Raw genomic sequence first — 22,179 nt, 5'->3', positions numbered from 1 at the left:
GATGAAATTAGGAGATCTATTGGATGGAGTAGCCTGTTTGTCCGTGGAAGGGGATTTGAACGTAGATATTCGTTCTATTCATTTCGATTCCAGAAAAGTGGATAAGAACGATCTTTTCGTGGCCCAACGGGGAGTGAGTGTTGACGGGCATGTGTTTATTGATAAGGCCGTTACCGCTGGAGCCGTTGCTGTCGTTTGCGAGCAATTGCCCGAAAAGCTGGCAGGGCATGTGACTTATGTCGTGACGGAAGATTCTTCCGATGCATTAGGACGGATGGCTGCCAATTATTACGGTAATCCTTCGGAGAAAATGAAATTGGTGGGGGTAACCGGGACCAATGGAAAGACGACGACGGCTACCTTGTTGTATGAATTGATACGTCTTTTAGGAGGGAAGGCAGGACTCCTGTCTACTGTCTGTAATTATATCGGGGATGAAAAGGTGGCGGCTACACATACCACACCCGATGCTTTGGAAATTAACGCGTTGATGCGGAGAATGGTGGATGCCGGATGTGAGTATTGTTTTATGGAGGTGAGTTCGCATGCTATCGATCAGAAACGAATCAGCGGCTTGGATTTTGACGGGGCTATTTTTTCAAATATAACGCACGATCATTTGGATTATCACAAAACATTCAGAGCGTATATTGAAGCTAAAAAGGCGTTTTTCGACGGGTTATCTCCCCGGGCTTTTGCTTTGACTAACTTGGATGATAAGAACGGAATGGTGATGTTGCAGAATACCGTTGCTCAAAAATATACTTATTCGTGTAAAAGAATGGCCGATTTTAACGCCAAGGTTATTGAACGGCATTTGGATGGAACCTTGCTGACCTTGAATGGCCGGGAGGTATGGACTAAATTCACGGGTGATTTTAATGCTTATAATTTATTGGCTGTTTATTCTTCAGCCTGTTTGCTGGGATTGAAGAATGAAGAGGTTTTGCAGGCGATGAGCTTGTTGGTTCCGGTATCGGGACGTTTTGAAACCGTGTTGTCTTCGGCGGGAGTGATGGCGATCGTGGATTATGCCCATACGCCGGATGCTTTAGAGAATGTTTTGTCGACGATACAAAACCTGAAAGGAAAGGATAACCAGGTTATTACTGTCGTCGGAGCCGGAGGGGATCGGGATCGTACCAAGCGGCCGGAAATGGCAGAGGTCGCTTGCCGGTTGAGTGATAAGGTGATATTGACTTCGGATAATCCGCGAAGTGAGGAGCCTTCGGCCATTATTGAAGAGATGCGTGTCGGAATACCCCGGAATGAAGAGAGAAAGGTTCTGGCTATTACGGATCGGAAAGAAGCTATTCGTACGGCTTTGATGTTGGCCCAAAAAGGAGATCTGGTATTGGTAGCCGGAAAAGGACACGAGAATTATCAGGAAATAAAAGGGGTGAAGTATCATTTTGACGATAAAGAAATTATTCAAGAAATATTTAATCGATAACCATGTTTTATCACATTTTTGATTACTTAGAACAGTTAAATTTTCCGGGAGCGGGCATGTTTCATTACATTACTTTTCGCTCTGCCTGTGCGATTATCTTATCGTTGCTTATAGCCACGGTAGTAGGAAAACGTATCATTCGTATGTTACAGCGTCAGCAAGTCGGAGAAGAGATCCGGGATTTGGGGTTAGAAGGACAAATGCAGAAAAGAGGGACTCCGACGATGGGAGGAGTTATTATTCTGTTGGCCATATTGCTTCCGGTTATTCTTTTTGCCCGATTGGATAATGTCTATATTCAATTGATGATTATTTCAACGATCTGGTTGGGATTAATCGGTTTCTTGGATGACTACATCAAAGTATTCAGGAAACATAAGGAGGGACTAAAAGGGCGTTTTAAGGTAATCGGTCAGGTCGGGTTGGGATTAATCGTAGGGTTAACTCTTTATTTGAATGACGATGTCGTGATTCGTGAAAAGGTTTCTTTTTCGGAAGTCGGAGAGTTAGTGAGTACGGTAGATGAGGGGTTTTCCACTAAAGATTCGGCTAAAGCGTTGGTAAAAGATATCAAATCGACCAAAACGACTATTCCTTTCTTTAAAAATAACGAGTTTAATTACGCTTGGTTCGGGGTTTTTGCAGGTAAATATGCTGAAGAAGTGGGATGGATTGTCTTTATCATCATTACCATTTTAATTGTAACTGCCGTGTCGAACGGTGCGAATCTAACGGATGGATTGGATGGCCTGGCGACGGGCACGTCGGCCATTGTTGGGGCCACCTTGGGGATATTGGCTTACGTGTCTGGTAATATGGTGTATGCCGATTATCTGAACATCATGTATATTCCGCATTCCGGTGAGCTGGTGGTTTTCGTGGCGGCCTTTATTGGTGCTACTATCGGCTTTTTGTGGTATAACTCTTTTCCTGCTCAGGTATTTATGGGAGATACGGGTAGTTTATCATTGGGCGGGATTATTGCCGTGTTTGCCATTATCATCCATAAGGAGTTATTGATTCCTATTTTATGTGGGATTTTTTTGATGGAAAATCTTTCCGTCGTCATGCAGGTAAGTTATTTTAAATATACGAAAAAGAAATACGGGGAGGGACGTCGCATATTTTTGATGTCTCCGTTACATCATCATTTTCAGAAAAAGGGTATTCCGGAACCTAAAATTGTTACCCGGTTCTGGATCGTGGGAATAGCTTTGGCCGTATTAACTATTGTGACTTTAAAAATAAGATAACGTGGGAGTTATGGAAACAAAATTGATAATATTGGGAGGTGGCGAAAGCGGTGTGGGTGCTGCTTTGTTAGGGAAAAAATTGGGATATCGGGTTTTTCTTTCTGACAAAGGAAAACTGGCGGATAAATATAAAGATATACTGGAAAAGGAAGGGATTCCTTTTGAGGAAGGTCATCATACGGAAGAAGCGATTTTTGCGGCGGATCTGGTCGTGAAGAGTCCTGGAATTCCGGATCACCTTCCGATGATTCTGGCTCTTAGAAAAAAGGGGATTGAGGTTATATCGGAGATCGAGTTTGCCGGACGTCATAGCGATGCAAAGATGTATTGTATTACGGGAAGTAACGGAAAAACAACAACGACCTTGTTGTTGTACCATATCTTGAAACAGGCGGGAATGGATGTCGGATTGGCGGGGAATGTGGGAAATAGTTTGGCCGCACAAGTGGCAGAGAACAGACATAAAATATACGTGGTCGAGTTGTCGAGTTTTCAGTTGGACGGGATGTTCCGTTTTAAATGCGATACGGCGATATTAACGAATATTACTCCGGATCATTTGGATCGGTATGATTATAAATTCGAGAATTATGCCGATTCGAAATTTCGGATTGTAAATAATATGAAGCCGGCGGATCTGTTTATATATGGATATGATTGTGATGTTGTCCGGGAGCGAGTGGAAAAAGAGGAAATAGAGCCTGAAACGATCGGATTTACCTATACTTCCGATTCTCGTTTAAATGCTTATATGGAGGGTGATACGATTGTTGCTCGTCTGGGAAACCGGATGTTTCGAATAGAGAAACAAGCTGTTACGATTCAGGGACGCCATAATGTGTATAACGCTATGGCCGCAATTTTGGCTGCTATGAAAGCCGGTGTAAGCGATGAGGATTTAAGAGGGGGATTGACGACTTTCCCGCAGGTGGAACACCGTTTGGAGACGGTAGCCGTAATAGGAGGAGTAACTTATATCAACGACTCGAAGGCTACCAATGTGGATTCTACCTGGTATGCGTTGGATAGTATGCATGCACCGGTAGTCTGGATCGCCGGAGGAACGGATAAAGGAAATGATTACAGTGTACTGAATGATCTGGTGAAAGAAAAAGTGAAGCTGTTGATCTGTATGGGGGTAGATAATAAGAAATTGATAGATAGTTTCTCCGGTATATGTGAAGTAGTCGATACGCATTCGTTGGACGAGACGATATCCGTGGCTTCCAGAAGAGCTGTTGCCGGGGATGTGGTTTTGCTTTCTCCTTGTTGTGCCAGTTTTGATTTGTTTAAAAATTATGAGCATAGGGGAGAGTTGTTTAAAGAGAAGGTAAAAGCCCTAAAATGATATAGAACGATATGAACTGGTTTAATTTAAGGAAAAAACTCTCTTTTAAAGGTGATAAGATACTTTGGTATGTTATTATCGGTTTGATGCTTGCTTCCGTTATGGTCGTTTACTCTTCGACAGGTAGTTTGGCCTATCGTGTCCGTAGCGGTAATACCAGCTATTTCCTGATTAAACAGGTTATTTTGATGTCGGGATGCCTGGTCGTTATTTTGACCTTACAGTCTATTCATTACAAGTATTTTCTTTCTTTTGCAAAGATTGTTTTGGGTATGTCGTTCATTTTTTTGTTATGGGCTAAATTTGCCGGGACAACTTTGAATGATGCCGGTCGTTGGGTAACTATCCCGGGAATAGGTTTTACCTTCCAGCCTTCGGAAATGGCAAAACTGGGTGTTATTATGTACTGTGCCAGGGTCATTGCTTTTTATCAAAATGAACGTTGTTGTGACGATGAAGCCTTAAAGAAGATATTGTTTGTCGCGGGGCCGGTTATTTTTTTGATTTTTTTGGATAATTTCTCGACCTCTCTATTAATGGGCTTAGTTTGTCTGGCTATGCTATTTGTCGGTAGGTTGAGGTTAAAATTAATAGCTATATCGGTCGGTACTCTTGTTGCGGCAATATTGGTATTGCTGGTATTGGCTTTTACCGTACCTAAGGTGGCAGAGATCGGTCGTATCGCTACCGTGAAAAGCCGTATCGTGAATTTTTTTAACCCGGAATCGGTCAAGAGCGATGACTCTTATCAGTCGGATCAAGCAAAAATTGCCGTGGCAAAAGGGGGACTGGTCGGTTTGGGACCGGGAAATAGTGTACAGCGTAATTTCTTACCGCATCCGTATTCGGATTTTATCTTTGCTATTATTATCGAGGAATATGGTTTGTTGGGAGCGGGAGTCGTTATGCTTTTGTATCTGATTATCCTGTACCGGATCGGGGTAATCGTACGTCGGTGTACCCGGACTTTTCCCGCTATTCTGGTGACGGGTTTGGGACTTAGTATTGTTTTTCAGGCGCTTGTCAATATGGGAGTATGCGTGGGCTTGATGCCCGTTACCGGTCAACCTTTACCTTTAATGAGTATGGGGGGAACTTCTCTTATTTTTACGAGTGCGGCCTTTGGAATGATTTTAAGTGTGAGTCATACGTTCTCGGAGGAAGGGGAACGGGAAGAGAGGGAGAAACAGAAATTGAAAAGTGAGAAGCTGAGAAAAAGAGCGAAAGACATAGAGGATGATATAGAAGAGGAGTATGGGGAACAAGAGCCTGTTTATCAGGATTAATATGAAATAGAGGTTTAAATTGGATTTGAAATGGCAAAAAAAGTAATTGTGAGCGGAGGAGGAACGGGAGGACATATATTCCCGGCGCTTTCTATTGCGAATGCGTTGAAACGTTTGGATCATGAGATCGAGATCTTGTTTGTCGGAGCAGAAGGAAAGATGGAAATGGAAAAGGTTCCGGAAGCCGGGTATAAAATTGTAGGCTTGCCGGTACGCGGCTTGCAAAGACGGTTGACTCTCGAAAACGTGAAGGTTTTGCTAAATCTTTGGAAGAGTTTGCGTAAGGCTAAAAAGATATTGAAAGAGTTTAAGCCGGATGTCGTTGTCGGTGTCGGGGGATATGCAAGCGGTCCTATCGGGCGGGTTGCTGCCAATGCCGGAATCCCTTTGGTACTTCAAGAGCAAAACTCGTATGCCGGAGTTACGAATAAGATTTTGGCTAAAAAGGCGAAGAAAATATGTGTCGCTTATGAAGGAATGGAGCGTTTCTTTGAAAAAGATAAGATTATATTTACAGGAAATCCGGTACGTAAAGATTTATTAAAAGTATCGGAAGAACGGGAAGAGGGAATACATTTTTATGGCTTGGAGACTTCCAGAATAACGGTTCTTGTTACTGGTGGCAGCTTGGGAGCCGGTAGTATCAACAAAGCTATGGTGAAACACTTGGAAGAGATCTCCAATTGGGACAATGTACAGGTGCTATGGCAATGCGGCGGATATTATTACGAAACTTTGAAGAGACAATTGGAAGAAAACTTACCGGCTAACGTAAAATTGTTACCGTTTTTGAAACGGATGGATCTGGCTTATGCCTGTGCTGATCTGGTGGTGGCGCGTGCCGGGGCTGGAACGATATCCGAGTTATGTTTACTGGGGAAGGCTGCCGTATTGGTACCCTCCCCCAATGTTGCAGAAGATCACCAGACCAAGAATGCTATGGCTTTGGTAAACAAAGAGGCGGCCGTGATGATAAAGGATGCGGAAGTAGAGGATCGTCTGGGAAACATTTTATCTGGTTTGTTGAATAGGGAAGAGCAGAGAAGACAGTTGTCTTCCAATATATTGAAGTTAGCGGTAAAAGATTCGGATGAGATCATAGCGAAGGAAATTATAAAATTGTTTTAATTCAAGCGTATGAAAAACGTTTATTTTGTAGGGATCGGGGGAATTGGAATGAGTGCATTGGCCCGTTATTTTAAGACCATGGGTTACGTGGTTGCAGGTTATGATAAAACCTCTTCCCCTTTGACCCGGAAAATGAGTGAAGAGGAGGGTTTTTCCATTACCTACACGGACGATGTCCGGGAAATTGCACCTTTTTTCAAAGATAAAGAGAATACGTTGGTGGTGTATACTCCGGCGGTTCCCGGGGAGAATCAAATACTTTCCTATTTCCGAAATAACGGTTACTCTTTACATAAACGGGCAGAGGTTTTAGGTTTGATCTCGAAAGATAAAAAAGCGTTATGTATTGCCGGGACTCATGGAAAAACGACAACAACGACGATGGTAGCTTTCTTGTTAAATCATTCTCATGTGGGGTGTAATGCTTTTTTAGGAGGAATATCCGCCAATTTCGGGACGAATTTGTTGGTTGACAGAAATTCGGATTACGTGGTCATTGAAGCGGATGAGTTTGATCGTTCGTTCTTACACCTTCATCCGGAAGTCGCCGTTATCACAGCGATGGATGCCGATCATTTGGATATATACGGAACGCATGAAAATCTGTTGGAGGCTTTTGAGGCTTTTGCTCTTCAGACGAAAGGTCCTCTGTTTTTGAGGAAAGGGTTAACCTTGAAGCAAAGGGTGACCGGTTTTTATGCGGCAGGAGAGGAAACGGATTATTACGCGGATCGTTTACGGGTGGATAACGGTAGTTATTTGTTTGATTATGTGTTTCCGGAGGGAGCGATAAAAGAACTGAGGCTTTGTTTTCCGGGACGGGTGAATGTTGAAAATGCAACGGCTGCCATTACGGTGGCTTTACAGGCGGGAGTGACCCCGGAGGAGATTCGGATGGCTTTACCTCTTTTTAAAGGGGTTGCCCGGCGTTTTGACGTGCACGTCAAAAATCGGGATATGATTTATATTGATGATTACGCCCACCATCCCAGAGAGATCGAGGCTGCCTTGTCTTCTGTTCGGGAGATGTGGCCGGATAAGCGATTGACGGTTGCTTTTCAACCTCATCTCTATTCCCGTACGAACGATTTTTATCCTGACTTTGCCCGTAGCTTGAGTTTGGCGGATGAGGTGATTTTATTGGATATATATCCGGCACGGGAAGAACCGATACCCGGTGTGACTTCTGCATTAATAGCAGATCGGATAACCGTACCCGTGACGGGGGTCACCAAAGAAGAATTTCCGGAATACGTGAAAAAAAAGGTGAAAGAAGGAGTATTTATGACGATGGGTGCAGGTGATATCGATCGTTTTATACCGATTTTCACTAAAATCTTTAACGATAGGAAAGAATCGACGTATAGTGTTTAGATTATAAAGAAAAATGTAGCATGAAACGTGTTGTACCTTACATAATATTTATCATATTGCTTGCATACCTGATAATTGTGTTTACCTTTGCAGCGACAAAAATGGGGGAGGTAACATGTAGAGGGGTGCGGGTTACTGTCAAAGATACCACGGTGAATGCATTTATCGATGAAGAGGATATTTTGGGAATGATAAAGAAGGGGTACGGAAATATTCTGAATCAGGGTATTAAGACGGTAAATAAAGATAGTTTGGAAAGAATACTTGTCAGAAATCCGATGATAAAATCGGTTCAGGTTTACTACAGTTTAGATGGTTATTTTCATGTAGATATTGAACAACGTGAACCTGTTTTAAGAGTATTGACAGGTGAGGGTTATTACGTTGATGCGGACGGGAAAGTGATGCCGTTGTCTTCTAAGTTTACTTCCAGGGTTATTGTTGCTACTGGTAACATTACTAAAAAATTTGCTTGCGAAAAATTATGTCCTTTCGTGGAAAAACTGAGGGATCATTCGTTTTGGAATGCTTACATAGAACAGATTGTGGTGCTTCAAAATGAAGATATTATAATGATACCCAAGGTGGGAGATTTTAAGATTATTCTCGGAAAAGTGGATAATTGTGAGGAGAGAATGGACAAATTGCTGCTTTTTTTAAAACAAGGAATTGCTAAAAAAGGGTGGAATCGCTATAAAGAGGTGAATTTGAAATTTAAAGATCAGGTAGTTTGTGTTAGAAAATAAAATAAAAGGATATGGGATACGTAGCTTCTTTGGATATGGGATCTGAGACCATGGTGATGGCTTTGGCAGAGAGGACAGGAGATGATTGTCGTCTTGTCGGTGTTATGAGTGTTGCGTCTCAAGGCATAAAACGGGGAAAGATAACCGATAAACTCAGGGCCAAAGTTTGCATCCAACAATTGTTGGATGGATTCGAAAGCGAACATTCCGTGCATATTGATTCCTTGAATATTACGCTTTCGGGGAGCTGGGTGAAGTTGTTGGAGGATAGGGAGAGTCTGAAATATTCTAAATTGCAGGGTGTGACTCAGCACGATTTGCTGGAGTTGGAGAAGAGGTGTAAAAGTTCTTTGGAAAATGGGGATGAGGTTGTCGTGGATGTCGTTCCGATGGCTTATTTCGTGGATAAAGAGGTGGTAAGCGATCCGATCGGGTGTTCTGCCAGGCGTTTGGATGTACGTTATCAGGTTTTTGTGGTATCGAAGGAGACGCTCGAGGAGCTGAAAATATTATTCTCAAGTTTGGGTGTCGAACATTTGGAAATTTATTCGGTCGTTCGGGCGATGACGAATGCTTTGATTGCCAAACAAGGGGAGAATCAGGATTTTGCTCTTGTAGACTTAGGAGCTGAAAGTACGAAAATCCTTGTTTTCCAGAGTGGAATGGCTGTATTTTATTCGGAATTGCCATTAGGATGTCGCACGATCGAAGCGGATTTGAACGTTGCTTTTTCTATTCGGGATTTGGAAAAGGCTAAAAAATTAAAACATGAATACGGGATGGCTCTTCGGGCTGAATGTAAAAATCGGAAAGTTATTATCCCTGAAACAAAATATTGTATAGAGAGTCATAATTTGGCTTATGTGGAGCAATGCCGTTTGGAGGAGATTTTGGAAGGAGCCATATTCCAGATGCAGCAGAGCGGTTGTTACGAGAGTCTTGATGAAGGCATTTTATTGACCGGAGGTGGAAGTCGTGTTGTCGGTATAAATACCCTACTGGCAAAATTATCGGGCCATACCGTGGGACTTGCCCGGGCCGTAAACGTGTTGTCGGAGAAAGGTGCTTTATTGAAAATGCCGGAGTATTTGACGGCGTTGGGTTTATTACGGTGTGAGCGGAGAGAACAGAAAAAGTCCGGAAATCGGATGAAGAGGTGGTTCGGAGAGCTTTTTAATGATTAACGAATTAATGGTTTCAGTTATGTTTAGTGAAGGTACCTTACTGGAGTTAAATGCCCCGATACAAGAGGAGTCGATCATCAAGGTGTTCGGAGTGGGTGGTGGCGGAAGCAATGCCGTAAATCATATGTGTAGGCAAGGAATTCGAGGCGTTGAATTTGTAATTTGCAACACGGACATTCAGGCGTTACGGATTAGCCCTGTCAAAAATCGGATACAGATCGGAAAGGAGTTGACGGAAGGACGCGGAGCCGGAAGCTTACCGGAACGCGGACGTCAGTCGGCGGAGGAGAGTTTGGATTATATAAAGACGATTTTGGAACGTAATACGAAGATGATTTTTATTACGGCAGGCATGGGAGGAGGTACCGGAACGGGAGCAGCCCCCATTATTGCCAAACAGGCCAAAGAGCTGGGAATATTGACCATCGGAATCGTCACGATACCTTTTAATTTCGAAGGAAAAAGGAGAGTCGAGCAGGCCATGGCCGGAGTAGACGAACTGGTAGAATATGTAGACGCCTTGTTGATTATCTGTAATGAGAAATTGCGGGATATGTATGGTGATTTGAAGTTATCGAAGGCTTTTGAAATGGCTGATAATGTTTTAACTATTGCGGCTAAGAGTATAGCTGAGATCATCACTTTGAAAGGTTTTGTTAACGTGGATTTTGCCGATGTGGAAGTGGTCATGAGAAATAGCGGAGTGGCATTGATGGGAGCGGGGGAAGCTGAAGGTGAGAATCGGGCATTGGATGCCGTTAAAATGGCGCTGGAATCCCCTTTGTTGAATAGTAATGATATACGAGGAGCCTCCAATATATTGTTGAATATGTTATACGGGAACAAGGAGATCACGATGGATGAAATTACCTTGATAACCGATTATTTAAAAGAGTTGGTCGGATATGATGTAAATGTAATTTGGGGAGCCGGAAAGGACGATTCGTTAGGAGACGAATTACGGGTGGCCGTTATAGCCACCGGTTTCAACGGTGTTCCTGTGGATACGAAGCGTTCGCCTATCTCTTTTAAAGTAGAGGAGGTCGAAGACCTTGAGTTGAAGGTGGTAGACCCGAAGAAGTTGGAAGAGGAAGAGCGGCAGCGTAAACAGAAACAAGAGGAAAACCGAATGCGGCGTTTGCAACGGGAACGACAACGTAAGGAGATAGAAACCAGGGAGAAAGAAGAAGAGGATGATTTGGAAGAGGAGAGTCGGGAAAAACGACATCCGGATCGAGATCGGAAACGGGGAATAAACGAGGTACCTGATGTGGACAGCTGGTTTAAGCGTAAGCTCGGAACAATGTTTAGTGAAGATATGAGTAGAGATACTGAATTGTAATAGCGGATGATCATGGTAGATGGATTGATAAATTTTAACCAGAACGAAATTTCCCCCACGATTATTAAGGTAATTGGGGTAGGTGGCGGAGGCGGTAATGCCGTCGAATACATGCATAAACAAGGGATTTGTGATGTGGATTTCGTGTTGTGTAATACCGATTATCAGATATTGGAACATAGTCAGGTTCCCATAAAAATTCAGTTGGGTAAGGCTTTGACGGAAGGACGAGGGGCGGGAAATCGTCCGGAAGTGGGAGAGGCTGCCGCTAACGAAAGTTTTAAGGAGATAGAGGAGTTATTGCGGAACAACACAAAAATGGTGTTCATTACGGCAGCCATGGGTGGTGGTACCGGAACGGGAGCTGCACCGGTAATTGCTAAGATTGCCAAAGAGATGGGGATTCTTACCGTGGGGATCGTTACCATTCCTTCCCGGTTTGAAGGCCCGAAACGTCTGGAACAAGCAAGAGAAGGAGTGCGGAGGCTGAAAGGTTATGTGGATTCGTTAATCATTATCGATAATGAAAAGATTCAGCGAATATATGCTTCGCAGACCTTGTCCACGGCTTTTGCTAAGGCCAATGATGTATTGAATACGGCCGTAAAGGGGATAGCTGAAATCATCACCTTGCCGGGATATATAAATGTGGATTTTGCCGACGTGAGAACCGTCATGACGGATAGTGGTATTGCTATCATGGGGGCAGCCCAAGCCTCCGGTGAAGACCGGGCCAAAAGGGTTATTGTCGATGCTTTAAACAGCCCCTTGTTGAACAAGAGCGATATTCTGGGGGCCAGTAATATTTTATTGAATATTACTTCCGGTACAGATGAAATTACGATGGATGAGATGAGCGAGATAACCTCCTATATTATTAAAGAAGTGGGAGATAATGCCGCTGTTATCTGGGGTGTCGGTACGGATGAAACATTAGGAGAAGCCATATCCGTAACAATAATAGCTACCGGTTTCTCTACCAATGATGTGGAAAATACATTTACCGCTCCTATCAAAGGAGGAATTCCTGTAACGATGTCTGAAACGGAAGAAGATCCGGAACGGATAAAGAAAATAAAGGATGGTGTGAAAGATTACGTTCAGGTCATATTGAAAGAGTCGGATGTGACTTTGCTGCCGGACTTGCCACAAGAGAAGATAAAAGAATTGGAAACGACTCCGGCGTATACCCGGAGACAAATAAAAATAGATAGAGTATGATGCGGAAGAATAACCGTAATCTGTCATTTATGATTGGAGATTATGGACAAAAATGACAAGAGGCATCATGAATTAATTTAATTACGTTAATGGAAAAATTTAGAGAATTAGGTTTAGACGGGGAAATTCTTAAGGGAGTTGCAGATTTAGGTTTTGAGACACCGAGTCCTGTACAAGAGAAGACGATCCCTGTAATTTTGGGCGAAGAAAATGATTTAGTAGTTTTAGCCCAGACTGGAACGGGGAAAACGGCAGCGTTCGGATTACCTTTATTGCAAAAGATCGAACCGGAATGGAAAAATACTCAGGTTCTGGTTTTGAGTCCTACACGAGAATTATGCGTGCAGATCGGAAATGATTTAAAAAACTACTCCAAGTATCGTAAGGATATTCGAATCGCGTGTGTTTATGGAGGTACGGATATCCGCAGACAGATTAAGGAGATTGAACGGGGAGTTCATGTTATTGTGGCTACACCGGGACGGTTGGTAGACCTGTTAAAACGTAAGGTTGTGGATATCGAATCCGTGGTTGCCGTGGTTTTGGACGAAGCGGACGAGATGTTGAATATGGGATTTCAGGAAGACCTGAATTTTATTTTAGAGGAGACTCCTAAAGAAAAGAATACCTACCTGTTTTCAGCGACAATGCCGAAAGAGGTGGAGCGGATTGCCAGAAATTACCTGATCAATCCGAAGGAGATATCCGTGGGTAAGAAGAATCAGGGAGCTGATACCGTCTCTCATCACTATTATATGGTACGGGCGAAGGATTGTTATGAGACATTACGTCGGGTGATCGATTGTGCCCCGGATATGTATGCCATTATTTTTACGCGGACTAAAAATGATGCAAGTGAGATCGCCAAGCACTTGCAGCGGGACGGGATCGATTGCGATGCGCTTCACGGGGATCTGAGTCAGGCTCAACGTGATAATGTGATGGCCGCTTTTCGTTCCAAGAGACTGAAAGTATTGGTCGCTACGGATGTGGCAGCCAGGGGATTGGATGTGGATTGTCTGACCCATGTTATTAATTACAATTTACCTGATGATGTTGAAAGTTACACCCACCGGAGCGGTAGGACGGGACGTGCGGGAAAAGAGGGTATATCTATTGCTATTATTCACTCCAAAGAGAAGGGTAAGTTGCGTCGTATCGAAAACATGTTGAAGAAAACGTTTGTATACCAACAGGTTCCCGGGGGAGAACAGATTTGTAAGGCTCAATTGGCTTTTTATGCAGATCAGATTCTTGCGGCAGAGCAACAGGATAACCTGGAAAATTTCGAGCAGACCGTGTTTGATAAGTTTGCCGATTATACGAAAGAGGAGTTGATTCAACATTTGGTCTCTTTTGAATTCGGTAAATTGTTGAAAAAGTATAAGAATACGGATGACCTTAATTTGTCGGAAAAAGAACGTAGTGAGCGTGGCGGTCGGGAAGGCAGAGGCGAGCGTCGGGGACGTGGCGGTGATACTGTTTTTAGTGCTTTTTCGTTGAATATCGGCCGGGAAGACGGATTAACGCCCAAAGATTTGATGGCTTTGATTAACAAGCATTCGCGTCGTCGGGGAGTAGAAGTAGGGGGAATACGGATTTACGATACGGATACGAAGTTTGAAATAGACGAGGAGAGTGCGACGGATTTCGCATCGGATTTCAGCAGGGCGGTGTTCAATGGAATTCCTTTAACCATTAGGGCGATTTCCAATCGCAATCAGGGAGGTCGTGGTCGAGGCGGCGATAGAGATAGAGGAGGAAGCCGGAGCGGTCGTGGCGGAAAATCCGGGAGAGATCGTTTTGAACGTCGGGATAGCGGAAAGAGAGAAAAAGAGGTAGAGGGAAAGCGGAGAGGAAAACCGGGAAGTAATCCGAAGAAACCGAGGAATTTCAGACGTTCTTCTGCTGGAAACTAATAGGGAACGAAGAGTCTTTATTTCATATGGAAAAAGAGAGAGCTGGAAATTTATTTTATGGACAGCTCTTTTTTTTGTATTTTTGAAATTTAAAATAGAAGATTATGGAAGTATATAACGCAAAATTTGTAATGAGTAACACGGAGGTAGATAAATGCCCCGTTCCGGATAGGCATGAATATGCTTTTATCGGTAGATCTAACGTGGGGAAATCTTCTTTAATCAATATGCTTACGAATCATAGTAAGTTGGCCAAGACTTCCGGTACTCCGGGAAAAACACAGTTGATCAATCATTTCTTAATTAATAATGAGTGGTATCTGGTCGATTTGCCGGGGTACGGTTACGCGAAGGCTTCAAAATCGGTGCGGAATAAGTTTGAGCCTATGATTAAAAACTATATACTGAAACGGGAAAATATGGTTTGTCTGTTTGTCCTGATCGACAGTCGTCATGAACCTCAAAAGATTGATTTGGAGTTTATGGCTTGGTTGGGAGAAAACGGGGTCCCTTTTGTCATGGTATTTACAAAAGCCGATAAGTTAAACGTAACCCGTCAAAAAACTTGTATAGAGGAGTACGGAAAAGTCATGTCCGAACAATGGGAGAGTCTTCCTAAGGCTTTTTTGACCTCGTCGGAAAAAGGGCTCGGTCGGAAAGAGATTTTGGATTACATCGGGGAATTGAATAAAACTGTAGAGTTGGAGTAGAGAAATTATGGAACCTATAGGGCTATATCAGCTGAATAATTTGGTGAAACAGACGTTGAAGGAGAGTTTCACCGAGGGGGTGCTGATTGTGGCAGAGATCGCCGATGTCAAAGAGAATCGTTCGGGCCATTGTTACCTGGAATTGGTGGAGAAACGGGAGGAGGATGATTCGATTATTGCTACGGCCAGGGCGACGATATGGGCGTTCACGTATCGCCTGTTGAAACCTTATTTCGAAACGACTACGGGAAAATCTTTGCAGCGGGGGATGAAGGTATTGATTCGTGTGGAGGTCGTGTTTCATGAGGTTTACGGGTATTCTTTGAATATCCGGGATATCGATCCTACCTTTACCATAGGAGATCTGGAGCGGAAGCGAAAAGAGATATTGGATCGCTTGGAACAAGAGGGGGTTATCAATATGAATCGGGAATTGGAACTTTCGCCCTTACCTAAGGTTGTTGCCGTCATATCTTCTCCGACTGCTGCAGGATACGGTGATTTTGTAGATCAGTTACACCGGAATCCGTTTGGTTATGTTTTTCACACAAAATTATTTCCGGCTGTCATGCAGGGTGATAGTACGACGGAGTCTGTGATTGCGGCTTTGGAGCGAATATATGAATACGAGTCTTTATTTGATGTGGTCGTGATTATTCGAGGCGGAGGTTCTCAAACCGATCTGGGGAGTTTTGATTCTTACGAATTAGCGGCTAATGTAGCTCAGTTTCCTCTGCCTGTTATTGCCGGAATCGGTCATGAACGGGATGAAACGATAGTGGATAGGGTTGCTTTTAAAAGCGTGAAGACTCCGACGGCTGCTGCCGCCTTTTTGATTGAACGATTTCAGGTAGGGGAAGCCGGAATAGAGGATTTACGGGAACGATGGATGGCGAATGTAAACCGACGTTTGGCAGAGGAGAAAAATAAACAGTACGTGTTGGTCGCCAATTTCAGGCAATCTACTCGTGCTCTCTTGGATAACCGGAAGAATAGTCTGGTATTTCAATTACAGAAAGTGGAACACCGCTCTAAATTGTTTGTTAGGAGTCAGTTGAGCGGATTCGAACAGTGGAAGACACGTGTGGAGGGAAAGGTGCGGTTGAGTTTGGATCGTCAAACCATGTTGCTTGAGAATTACGGTAAGCAGTTGGGACAACGGGTGGGTAATTGCTTTTCTTACCAAGCTCACCGGTTGGAGATGGCAGAAGCCAAAATGAGGTTTATGAATCCGAAGAATGTATTGGAACGTGGATTTTCGATTACCCGGATAAATGGAAAATCGGTAAGGGATATTACCGATTTGCAGGTTGGAGACGTAATCGAGACGGAATTGTTGCATGGTAAAATAACAAGTGAAATAAAAGATAAAAAAGAAGAGTATGGAAGAGAAACTGAACTATAAAATGGCTATGGCTGAAATTGAAAGTATCGTCAGTAAGCTGGAAGATAATAAATTAGATATAGATGAATTGGGAGAAAAGGTAAAACGGGTTTCTCAATTGATTGCTTTTTGTAAAGCCAAATTACACGAGACGGAGGAAGAGGTAGAGAATATCCTGAAATCGATGGAAGTTTAGATTTATAGGATGTTGAAACGGATTTTATATACCTTGTTATTCTGCGGGCTGATCGTTTTTCCGCTTTCGGCTCAGGTCGATAGTGCATTGCAAAAACTACTTTCCATACCCGGCTTAAAACATGCTGCTGTCGGAATATCCGTGAAGCGGGTGAAGGATCAAAAAATCATAAGTGAATATCGTTCGGAAACAGCCTTAATACCTGCATCCGTGACAAAGTTGTTTAGTACGGCTTTGAGTTTGCAAAAAGTCGGTCCGGCTTATACTTTTTCGACTTCCGTTGCCTATACGGGAGAGATAGTGGATGGAATTCTGAAAGGAGATATTGTGATTGAGGCAGGGGGAGATCCTTGTTTGGATTCCCGTTACTTCCCTTCCCGGCGTTTTGTAGATACGGTTATTCACGTCATAAAGGTATTGGGGATTCATCAGGTGGAGGGAACTGTTGTGATTCGTGGAGCGGATAAGGAAGAGGGGATTCCGGGATCTTGGTTGTGGGAGGATATAGCCAATTATTACGGGGCGCTTTATCATCCTTTTAATTACCGGGACAATCTATATACTGTTACGTTAAAACCGGAAAGAACCACGGGAATGGCAAAAATTGTTTCCGTTATTCCTTCGATAGAGGTGGAATTTATAAATCGGGTAACGGTTTCCGATCTGAAAAAAGAGGATGTTTGGATTTACGGTGGCCCTTACGCGGAGAAGTTATTGCTAAAAGGAAATATCACCACGAAATCTTTTTCTTATGAAGTGAAAGGAGCCATACATCATCCTGCAGAAATTGCTTGCAATGAATTAAAGAGGCGACTGAGAAGGCAGGGAATAACGATAGGTGATACGTCTGTGTCCGGAGACTCCTTACACTCTCTGCATACGTTTATTTCTCCGACCGTAGAGGAGATTGTTTTTTATACGAATAAGAGAAGCATAAATCTATTTGCGGAAGCTTTGGGAAAGTTGGTTAGTCCTGATCGTTTCGAACAGGAAGTGAAGAGACGTTTGGCGGGTATGGCGATTGATACGTCCGGAATTATTTTAAAGGACGCTTCCGGGCTCTCCATGCAGAATGCCGCTCCCGCGGAAGTATTTACCGATCTTTTGTTGTGGTGTCGCCGGCATTTGGGAAGGCCTTTCTGGGCTTCTTTGCCTGAAGGGGGAGTTGACGGCGGATTGACGATTTATGCCGATCACCCTGTCTTACGAAACAACCTGCGGGCAAAAACCGGTTCCTTTACCGGAGTACGTACCCTTTCCGGATTTTTGACGACAAGGGACGGGCAGGAATTGGCTTTTACCATACTGATTAATCATTATACCTGTACTCCGAAAGAGCTGCAGGAAGCCGTCCGGGATTTTTTAGTGGATATGAGCAAAGGTTCGGAGTAATCCGATTTAATATCTTTTTACTTATTAAATAGCTCCGTAGTAGGTTCTTCAAGGCGTTAACAAGAAAGATGTGAACGTATCCGGTTGGACGGAAATATGTCCGTAATGCCTTTTATCGGGATATTTCGTCAATAGGAAAAGTAGAGTAAAAAAAACTATTTTTTATCGTAATTCGGATCGCTTGCTTTGAGGTGACCAAAGCCATCGATCTCTCGAATGATTTTAATCGTATCTGTTTTATATAAAATAAAATAATTACGTTTATCATCTTCCATGATTGCATACATTCCCGTTTCCAATCTTGTGTTTTCCTGTTTCCATGCTCGAATAATATAGTTATAAATATTTTCAGAAACCTTAATTTGTGCTCCGTTTTTTAAATTCCAGGTTAATCGGTTGTTTTTTACTTTAAGATGCCTTTTCATGCGTTCGAGAGCCTTTTGACGTATGCTGTCGTTTTGTAAATCTCCTTTGCAACCCAAAAAGGTGGAATCTTTATAACATACTTCCTCTCCGCTCCAAAACTTTAGCTTTGGATAAGAAGAACTTAATGTGATCTGATCTGAATCGGATATCTCTGTTTTACTTTGATCTTTTGTATAATTTGGATCGGTTAATTTCATGTTGGAGAGATGACCTTTTATCCTTCTCACTGTATCTCTTTTGTACATTATTATATAATATCGGTCTTTATTTTCCATAATTACGAAATCTCCTGTCTCCAATCTTTTATTTTGTTTTTTCCATAGTCGGGTAATAAAATCGTATATATTTTCGGAAATTTTGATTTCAGCCCCGTTCTTGACATTCCAGATCAACCGGTTATTTTCCACTTTCAGGTGTCCTCTCAATCGTTCAAAGGCCGGTATATATATATTCCGATGATTTGACAAAAGAGTATCGTTATTTAAATTACCTTCGAAACCTAAGAATACGGAATCCTTATAACATACTTCCTCGCCATTCCAAAGCTTTAGTTTCGGACAGGAACAACTCATCAGGATAATGACGAATATACTGATAGATAATAGATGTCTTGTTTTCATTATACTTGATTTTAATTAATGAAATCCATAACGGATTACCTTTTCGTAATTCATTAAAGATACTATGGTTCCACCAAATATGTTTCTGACTTTTTGAAAATATTCACCAGGATAAACATCATCATCTTTATACCCGATTATATTATGTTCACATCTTAATCCTCTCGGGCCATAATAAAAACAGGCGTTTTCACAGAAATAGGTCCACCGAATATTATTGGTTTTTCCAACATGAGAATGACTAGGCCTAAAAACGTTATAATCTAAAAGATTTTCAATATATTCTGATAAATAACGATCTGTTGCTGCATATTTATACAATTGATATAAAGTTATTGCGTTATGTGTATGAGATCCTGGAATAATAAATTGACCTGTTTTTGATTTGGGATATTCTGGTTCTATTTTAGCTATTACACAAAACCCATATTCTGTTGCTTTAAGGATATAGTCTCCGCTTTCTAATCTTTTATTTTGGCCTTTCCAAAGCCAACTAATGAAATCGTATATATTTTCTGAGATTTTAATTTCTGCACCATTTTCAAAATCCCAAGTATAACGATTATCTTTAATTTTTAAATGGCGTTGCATTCGTTCAAATGCCGGAAGATAAATTTCTAGATTATTTGAAAGTATGCTGTCAACACGCAAATTGCCTTCGAAACCTAAAAATGCGGAATCACGGTATACTTCCCGAAGAGAAAATTCTTGTTCGGGAGTAAAATTCATTTTTTCACATCCGAGGAGAAAAGTGAGGATGCTTAATAACATCAATCCGATTCTTTGATAATACTTTTTTGTTTTCATAATATTGTTGTTTAGATTTATAAATGTGAAATTTGTATTATTTTTCTATATATCCTTTAATAGTAAGCTTGATCATGGGGTGTTCGGGATCGTTAGTGAATAACCTGATTGTTCGATATTGTAATCCGGTATGTCCCATACTTACAAATGTTGCACTTAATGTCGTTGTTTGACCGGGAGAAATGATATGTTGTTGCAGAGTTGAATTAATGCAGCTACAATCTGTCTCCACTTTTCGAATAATTAGATTTCTTTCTCCAACATTTTTGATTATAAAAGAGACCGGAATTTTTTTATTTTTGTTAGTATTATTAAAATTGAAAGTATCTTTATATATCTCTATTATAGGTGGATGTAGTTTTTCTTCTAAGGATATCGAATCAAAATTTTCTAAAATATATGCTTGCATCTTAAGAGGGACAAATAGTATTTCTTTATTTATCATGATATGTAATCCCTTCTCGTAATTACCTAATAAATTTGTATCGCAGGGTGTAAACGTAACAAGTAAGGTATCACCTGAATGTGGAGAAAGAATTGTTCCGATTGTTATATAATTTAAAGAATCGCTATTGAATTTTGTCACTTGAAATTCAGATAAATCTGTATATATTTTGAAAGAAACTTTTTGAGAAGTAGGGTTATATACCTTTATGGTTTGTTTGTATTCTTTTTTCAAATGTATTTCACCCCATTTAATGTTTATCTTATCGAAAAGCAATTTGTCTATCCTTTCGGTGCATTCTCCGTGTTGTTTGGAAGAACAAGAGATGAGATACAAAAAAATCAATATAAATAAAATTAATTTCATTTTGGATTGATGTTTTATTTTCAATAAGAATGTAATATTGGCAAATATATAAAAAAATGCATTAATTCAAAATCATGGGAGTTAATATTGTATTAATACCTTGCTAATATAGGTATATCGTATTCTAATTCTGTATTTCTCACTTTTTGAATTTGAGTATCAAGCTTATGTTCAACAAGAAGATGATGGAAAATACTTGGATGTTGATCAGAATCGTAGACTGTCGGATCAGGAAGTGATAGAGTTGTTGGAAAAAGAATTAAATGGAAAAAGATTAACGGAGCTTTCTGTTCGAGAGCGAAAACAGGTATTGAAAGAAATAAAGCAAAATCCGAACGTTAGTAATCGGCAGTTGGCCCGGGTTGCGGGAGTAGGATTGAATATTATTCGGCGGTTGTGAAATAGCACATTACACCCGTCCCTGTGGGTTATTTTAGAGGGACGATTTCGCCAAGGGCGGGGATGTGGATATTTACCTTGTGCTTCAGAGCTTCTTCGGCGAAAACTTTAGGAGGGTCGCTTAACGGTTCGTCGGATAAATCAAAAGTTCCGTAATGCATGGGGATGGTTGTTTTAGCTCCCATTTCAGTAGCGGCCTTGATAGAGTCATGAGGTGAGATGTGGTTGGGTTGCATAAACCAACGGGGTTTATAGGCTCCGATTCCCAGTAACGCGTAATCCGGAGAACCGAAAAGTTCCTTGATTTCGGAAAAGTGTTTGGCATAGCCCGTGTCTCCGCTATAATATAGTGAAAGTCCGTCTTTTTCCAGCATAAAGGCTCCCCATAAGCGTTGTCCTCCGTCGGCAAAAGAGCGTTTGCCCCAATGCTGGGCGGGAAGGAAGGTGATTTTAAGTCCGTCGTCTTCTATTTGCTGGTACCATCCGGCTTCGATAACCTGAATGGAAGGGAACCAGGACTGAAGAAGTTCACCCACGCCCAAGCCGCAAAATACCTTCATTTGGGGATTATTTGCATACAGAAGGGTGATACTTTTTTTATCCAGGTGGTCGAAATGGTCGTGGCTTAACAGAAGATAATCGATATTTTTAAAGATTTGGGGATTAACCGGCAGATTGCTTCGCCTGCGAACAAAAGGAATATGACCGAAAACGGGATCGAACAGGAGCTTTTTTCCTCCAAACTGCATGAAAAATGAGTTGTGTCCCAACCAGACCAGAGCGTCTCCTTTTATGTTTTCCAAAGAGTGAAGAAACTTCACTTCGGGATTCCAGTTTTCTCTTCGTTTTTCTTTCCTCTGCGGATTAGGAGAGAGTCTCCATTTCAAAACACTACCTATTCCGTGTTTTACATGGTGTTGCTGGTTGATAAATTTTCCTTTGACGACGGGATTTCCTTTCCATTCTTGCTTAATAGTAGCTAATGCTTCATTCCGACGAAAAGAGATAGGTTGACTCATAATTTCATTCGATATTCTGTTACAAAGATACGTTTATCGAGGAAAAGAGAAGGAAATTTTCTGCTAAAAAATCTATTGGCAATGTTATGGTTATGTTAATTTGGTAATAAAAAGTAACGTAAGGAGACGAAGAAGGAGGAGAGCGTGATGATACATGGGAA

20 protein-coding genes are annotated in these 22,179 nt (G+C 41.8%); 16 read left to right on the top strand and 4 right to left on the bottom strand.

The annotated features are described in order from the left end of the window. Position 1: 1 nt before the first annotated feature. The 15 genes from QZR76_RS06305 to dacB all read left to right on the top strand — a co-directional run bounded on the left by QZR76_RS06305 (position 2) and on the right by dacB (position 17,936). On the top strand, positions 2 to 1,453 hold the full coding sequence (locus QZR76_RS06305; protein WP_294141428.1) for a UDP-N-acetylmuramoyl-L-alanyl-D-glutamate--2,6-diaminopimelate ligase: 1,452 nt from the start codon (positions 2 to 4) through the stop codon (positions 1,451 to 1,453). Positions 1,454 to 1,455: 2 nt separating this feature from the next. Further along, complete coding sequence (gene mraY / locus QZR76_RS06300) at positions 1,456 to 2,706, top strand: phospho-N-acetylmuramoyl-pentapeptide-transferase (RefSeq protein WP_294141426.1); 1,251 nt, start codon at positions 1,456 to 1,458, stop codon at positions 2,704 to 2,706. 10 nt (positions 2,707 to 2,716) lie between these two features. Next, positions 2,717 to 4,054 carry a UDP-N-acetylmuramoyl-L-alanine--D-glutamate ligase gene (gene murD / locus QZR76_RS06295; RefSeq protein ID WP_294141424.1) on the top strand — a complete coding sequence of 446 codons (1,338 nt, stop codon included), beginning with the start codon at positions 2,717 to 2,719 and terminating at the stop codon, positions 4,052 to 4,054. A gap of 11 nt (positions 4,055 to 4,065) precedes the next feature. Next, entirely contained in the window at positions 4,066 to 5,340 is a 1,275-nt protein-coding gene (locus QZR76_RS06290) for a putative peptidoglycan glycosyltransferase FtsW (RefSeq protein WP_294141422.1), read from the top strand. A gap of 30 nt (positions 5,341 to 5,370) precedes the next feature. Continuing rightward, positions 5,371 to 6,468: an undecaprenyldiphospho-muramoylpentapeptide beta-N-acetylglucosaminyltransferase gene (gene murG / locus QZR76_RS06285; protein ID WP_294141420.1), complete on the top strand. Its 1,098-nt coding sequence runs from the start codon at positions 5,371 to 5,373 to the stop codon at positions 6,466 to 6,468. A gap of 9 nt (positions 6,469 to 6,477) precedes the next feature. Beyond that, complete coding sequence (gene murC, locus QZR76_RS06280) at positions 6,478 to 7,842, top strand: UDP-N-acetylmuramate--L-alanine ligase (RefSeq protein WP_294141418.1); 1,365 nt, start codon at positions 6,478 to 6,480, stop codon at positions 7,840 to 7,842. 20 nt (positions 7,843 to 7,862) lie between these two features. Beyond that, positions 7,863 to 8,588 carry a cell division protein FtsQ gene (locus QZR76_RS06275; protein ID WP_294141416.1) on the top strand — a complete coding sequence of 242 codons (726 nt, stop codon included), beginning with the start codon at positions 7,863 to 7,865 and terminating at the stop codon, positions 8,586 to 8,588. A gap of 11 nt (positions 8,589 to 8,599) precedes the next feature. Next, positions 8,600 to 9,772 (top strand): cell division FtsA domain-containing protein, encoded by a 1,173-nt coding sequence (locus tag QZR76_RS06270; protein WP_294141414.1) that lies wholly within the window; start codon positions 8,600 to 8,602, stop codon positions 9,770 to 9,772. 19 nt (positions 9,773 to 9,791) lie between these two features. Continuing rightward, positions 9,792 to 11,114, top strand: a complete 1,323-nt coding sequence (gene ftsZ, locus QZR76_RS06265; protein ID WP_294141412.1) for a cell division protein FtsZ — start codon at positions 9,792 to 9,794, stop codon at positions 11,112 to 11,114. Positions 11,115 to 11,126: 12 nt separating this feature from the next. Further along, complete coding sequence (gene ftsZ, locus QZR76_RS06260; protein WP_294141409.1) at positions 11,127 to 12,335, top strand: cell division protein FtsZ; 1,209 nt, start codon at positions 11,127 to 11,129, stop codon at positions 12,333 to 12,335. Positions 12,336 to 12,424: 89 nt separating this feature from the next. Then, positions 12,425 to 14,254, top strand: a complete 1,830-nt coding sequence (locus QZR76_RS06255) for a DEAD/DEAH box helicase (protein WP_294141408.1) — start codon at positions 12,425 to 12,427, stop codon at positions 14,252 to 14,254. A gap of 104 nt (positions 14,255 to 14,358) precedes the next feature. After that, positions 14,359 to 14,964 carry a ribosome biogenesis GTP-binding protein YihA/YsxC gene (yihA, locus tag QZR76_RS06250; RefSeq protein ID WP_294141406.1) on the top strand — a complete coding sequence of 202 codons (606 nt, stop codon included), beginning with the start codon at positions 14,359 to 14,361 and terminating at the stop codon, positions 14,962 to 14,964. Between the two features lie 7 nt (positions 14,965 to 14,971). Beyond that, positions 14,972 to 16,369 carry an exodeoxyribonuclease VII large subunit gene (gene xseA, locus QZR76_RS06245; protein WP_294141404.1) on the top strand — a complete coding sequence of 466 codons (1,398 nt, stop codon included), beginning with the start codon at positions 14,972 to 14,974 and terminating at the stop codon, positions 16,367 to 16,369. Next, a complete protein-coding gene (gene xseB / locus QZR76_RS06240; protein ID WP_041503975.1) occupies positions 16,347 to 16,544 on the top strand; it encodes an exodeoxyribonuclease VII small subunit in 198 nt (65 codons plus the stop codon). Before xseA ends, xseB begins: the two co-directional genes overlap by 23 nt. A 9-nt stretch (positions 16,545 to 16,553) precedes the next feature. Then, on the top strand, positions 16,554 to 17,936 hold the full coding sequence (dacB, locus tag QZR76_RS06235; RefSeq protein WP_294141402.1) for a D-alanyl-D-alanine carboxypeptidase/D-alanyl-D-alanine-endopeptidase: 1,383 nt from the start codon (positions 16,554 to 16,556) through the stop codon (positions 17,934 to 17,936). A gap of 155 nt (positions 17,937 to 18,091) precedes the next feature. On the opposite strand, the gene QZR76_RS06230 is transcribed toward dacB, so the two are convergent. Genes QZR76_RS06230 through QZR76_RS06220 form a run of 3 tightly spaced genes read right to left on the bottom strand, consistent with a single transcriptional unit; the run spans position 18,092 to position 20,600 of the window. Then, positions 18,092 to 18,982, bottom strand: coding sequence for a hypothetical protein (locus QZR76_RS06230; RefSeq protein WP_294141401.1), 891 nt, complete (start codon positions 18,980 to 18,982; stop codon positions 18,092 to 18,094). 15 nt (positions 18,983 to 18,997) lie between these two features. Beyond that, positions 18,998 to 19,789 carry a hypothetical protein gene (locus QZR76_RS06225; RefSeq protein WP_294141399.1) on the bottom strand — a complete coding sequence of 264 codons (792 nt, stop codon included), beginning with the start codon at positions 19,787 to 19,789 and terminating at the stop codon, positions 18,998 to 19,000. Between the two features lie 37 nt (positions 19,790 to 19,826). Further along, on the bottom strand, positions 19,827 to 20,600 hold the full coding sequence (locus QZR76_RS06220; protein ID WP_294141397.1) for a DUF1573 domain-containing protein: 774 nt from the start codon (positions 20,598 to 20,600) through the stop codon (positions 19,827 to 19,829). A 196-nt stretch (positions 20,601 to 20,796) separates the two neighbouring features. On the opposite strand from QZR76_RS06220, the gene QZR76_RS06215 reads away from it, so the two are divergent. Then, on the top strand, positions 20,797 to 21,000 hold the full coding sequence (locus QZR76_RS06215; RefSeq protein ID WP_294141395.1) for a hypothetical protein: 204 nt from the start codon (positions 20,797 to 20,799) through the stop codon (positions 20,998 to 21,000). A 28-nt stretch (positions 21,001 to 21,028) separates the two neighbouring features. Here QZR76_RS06215 and QZR76_RS06210 read toward each other — a convergent pair whose 3' ends face one another. Then, the gene (locus tag QZR76_RS06210; RefSeq protein ID WP_294141393.1) at positions 21,029 to 22,018 is read right to left on the bottom strand and encodes an MBL fold metallo-hydrolase; all 990 of its coding nucleotides are present in this window, start codon (positions 22,016 to 22,018) and stop codon (positions 21,029 to 21,031) included. Positions 22,019 to 22,179: the final 161 nt, after the last annotated feature.

This window comes from uncultured Sanguibacteroides sp. (genome assembly GCF_900543425.1).
GTDB lineage: Bacteria > Bacteroidota > Bacteroidia > Bacteroidales > Marinifilaceae > Gabonibacter.
This window is presented reverse-complemented; position numbering and strand designations above follow the sequence as displayed.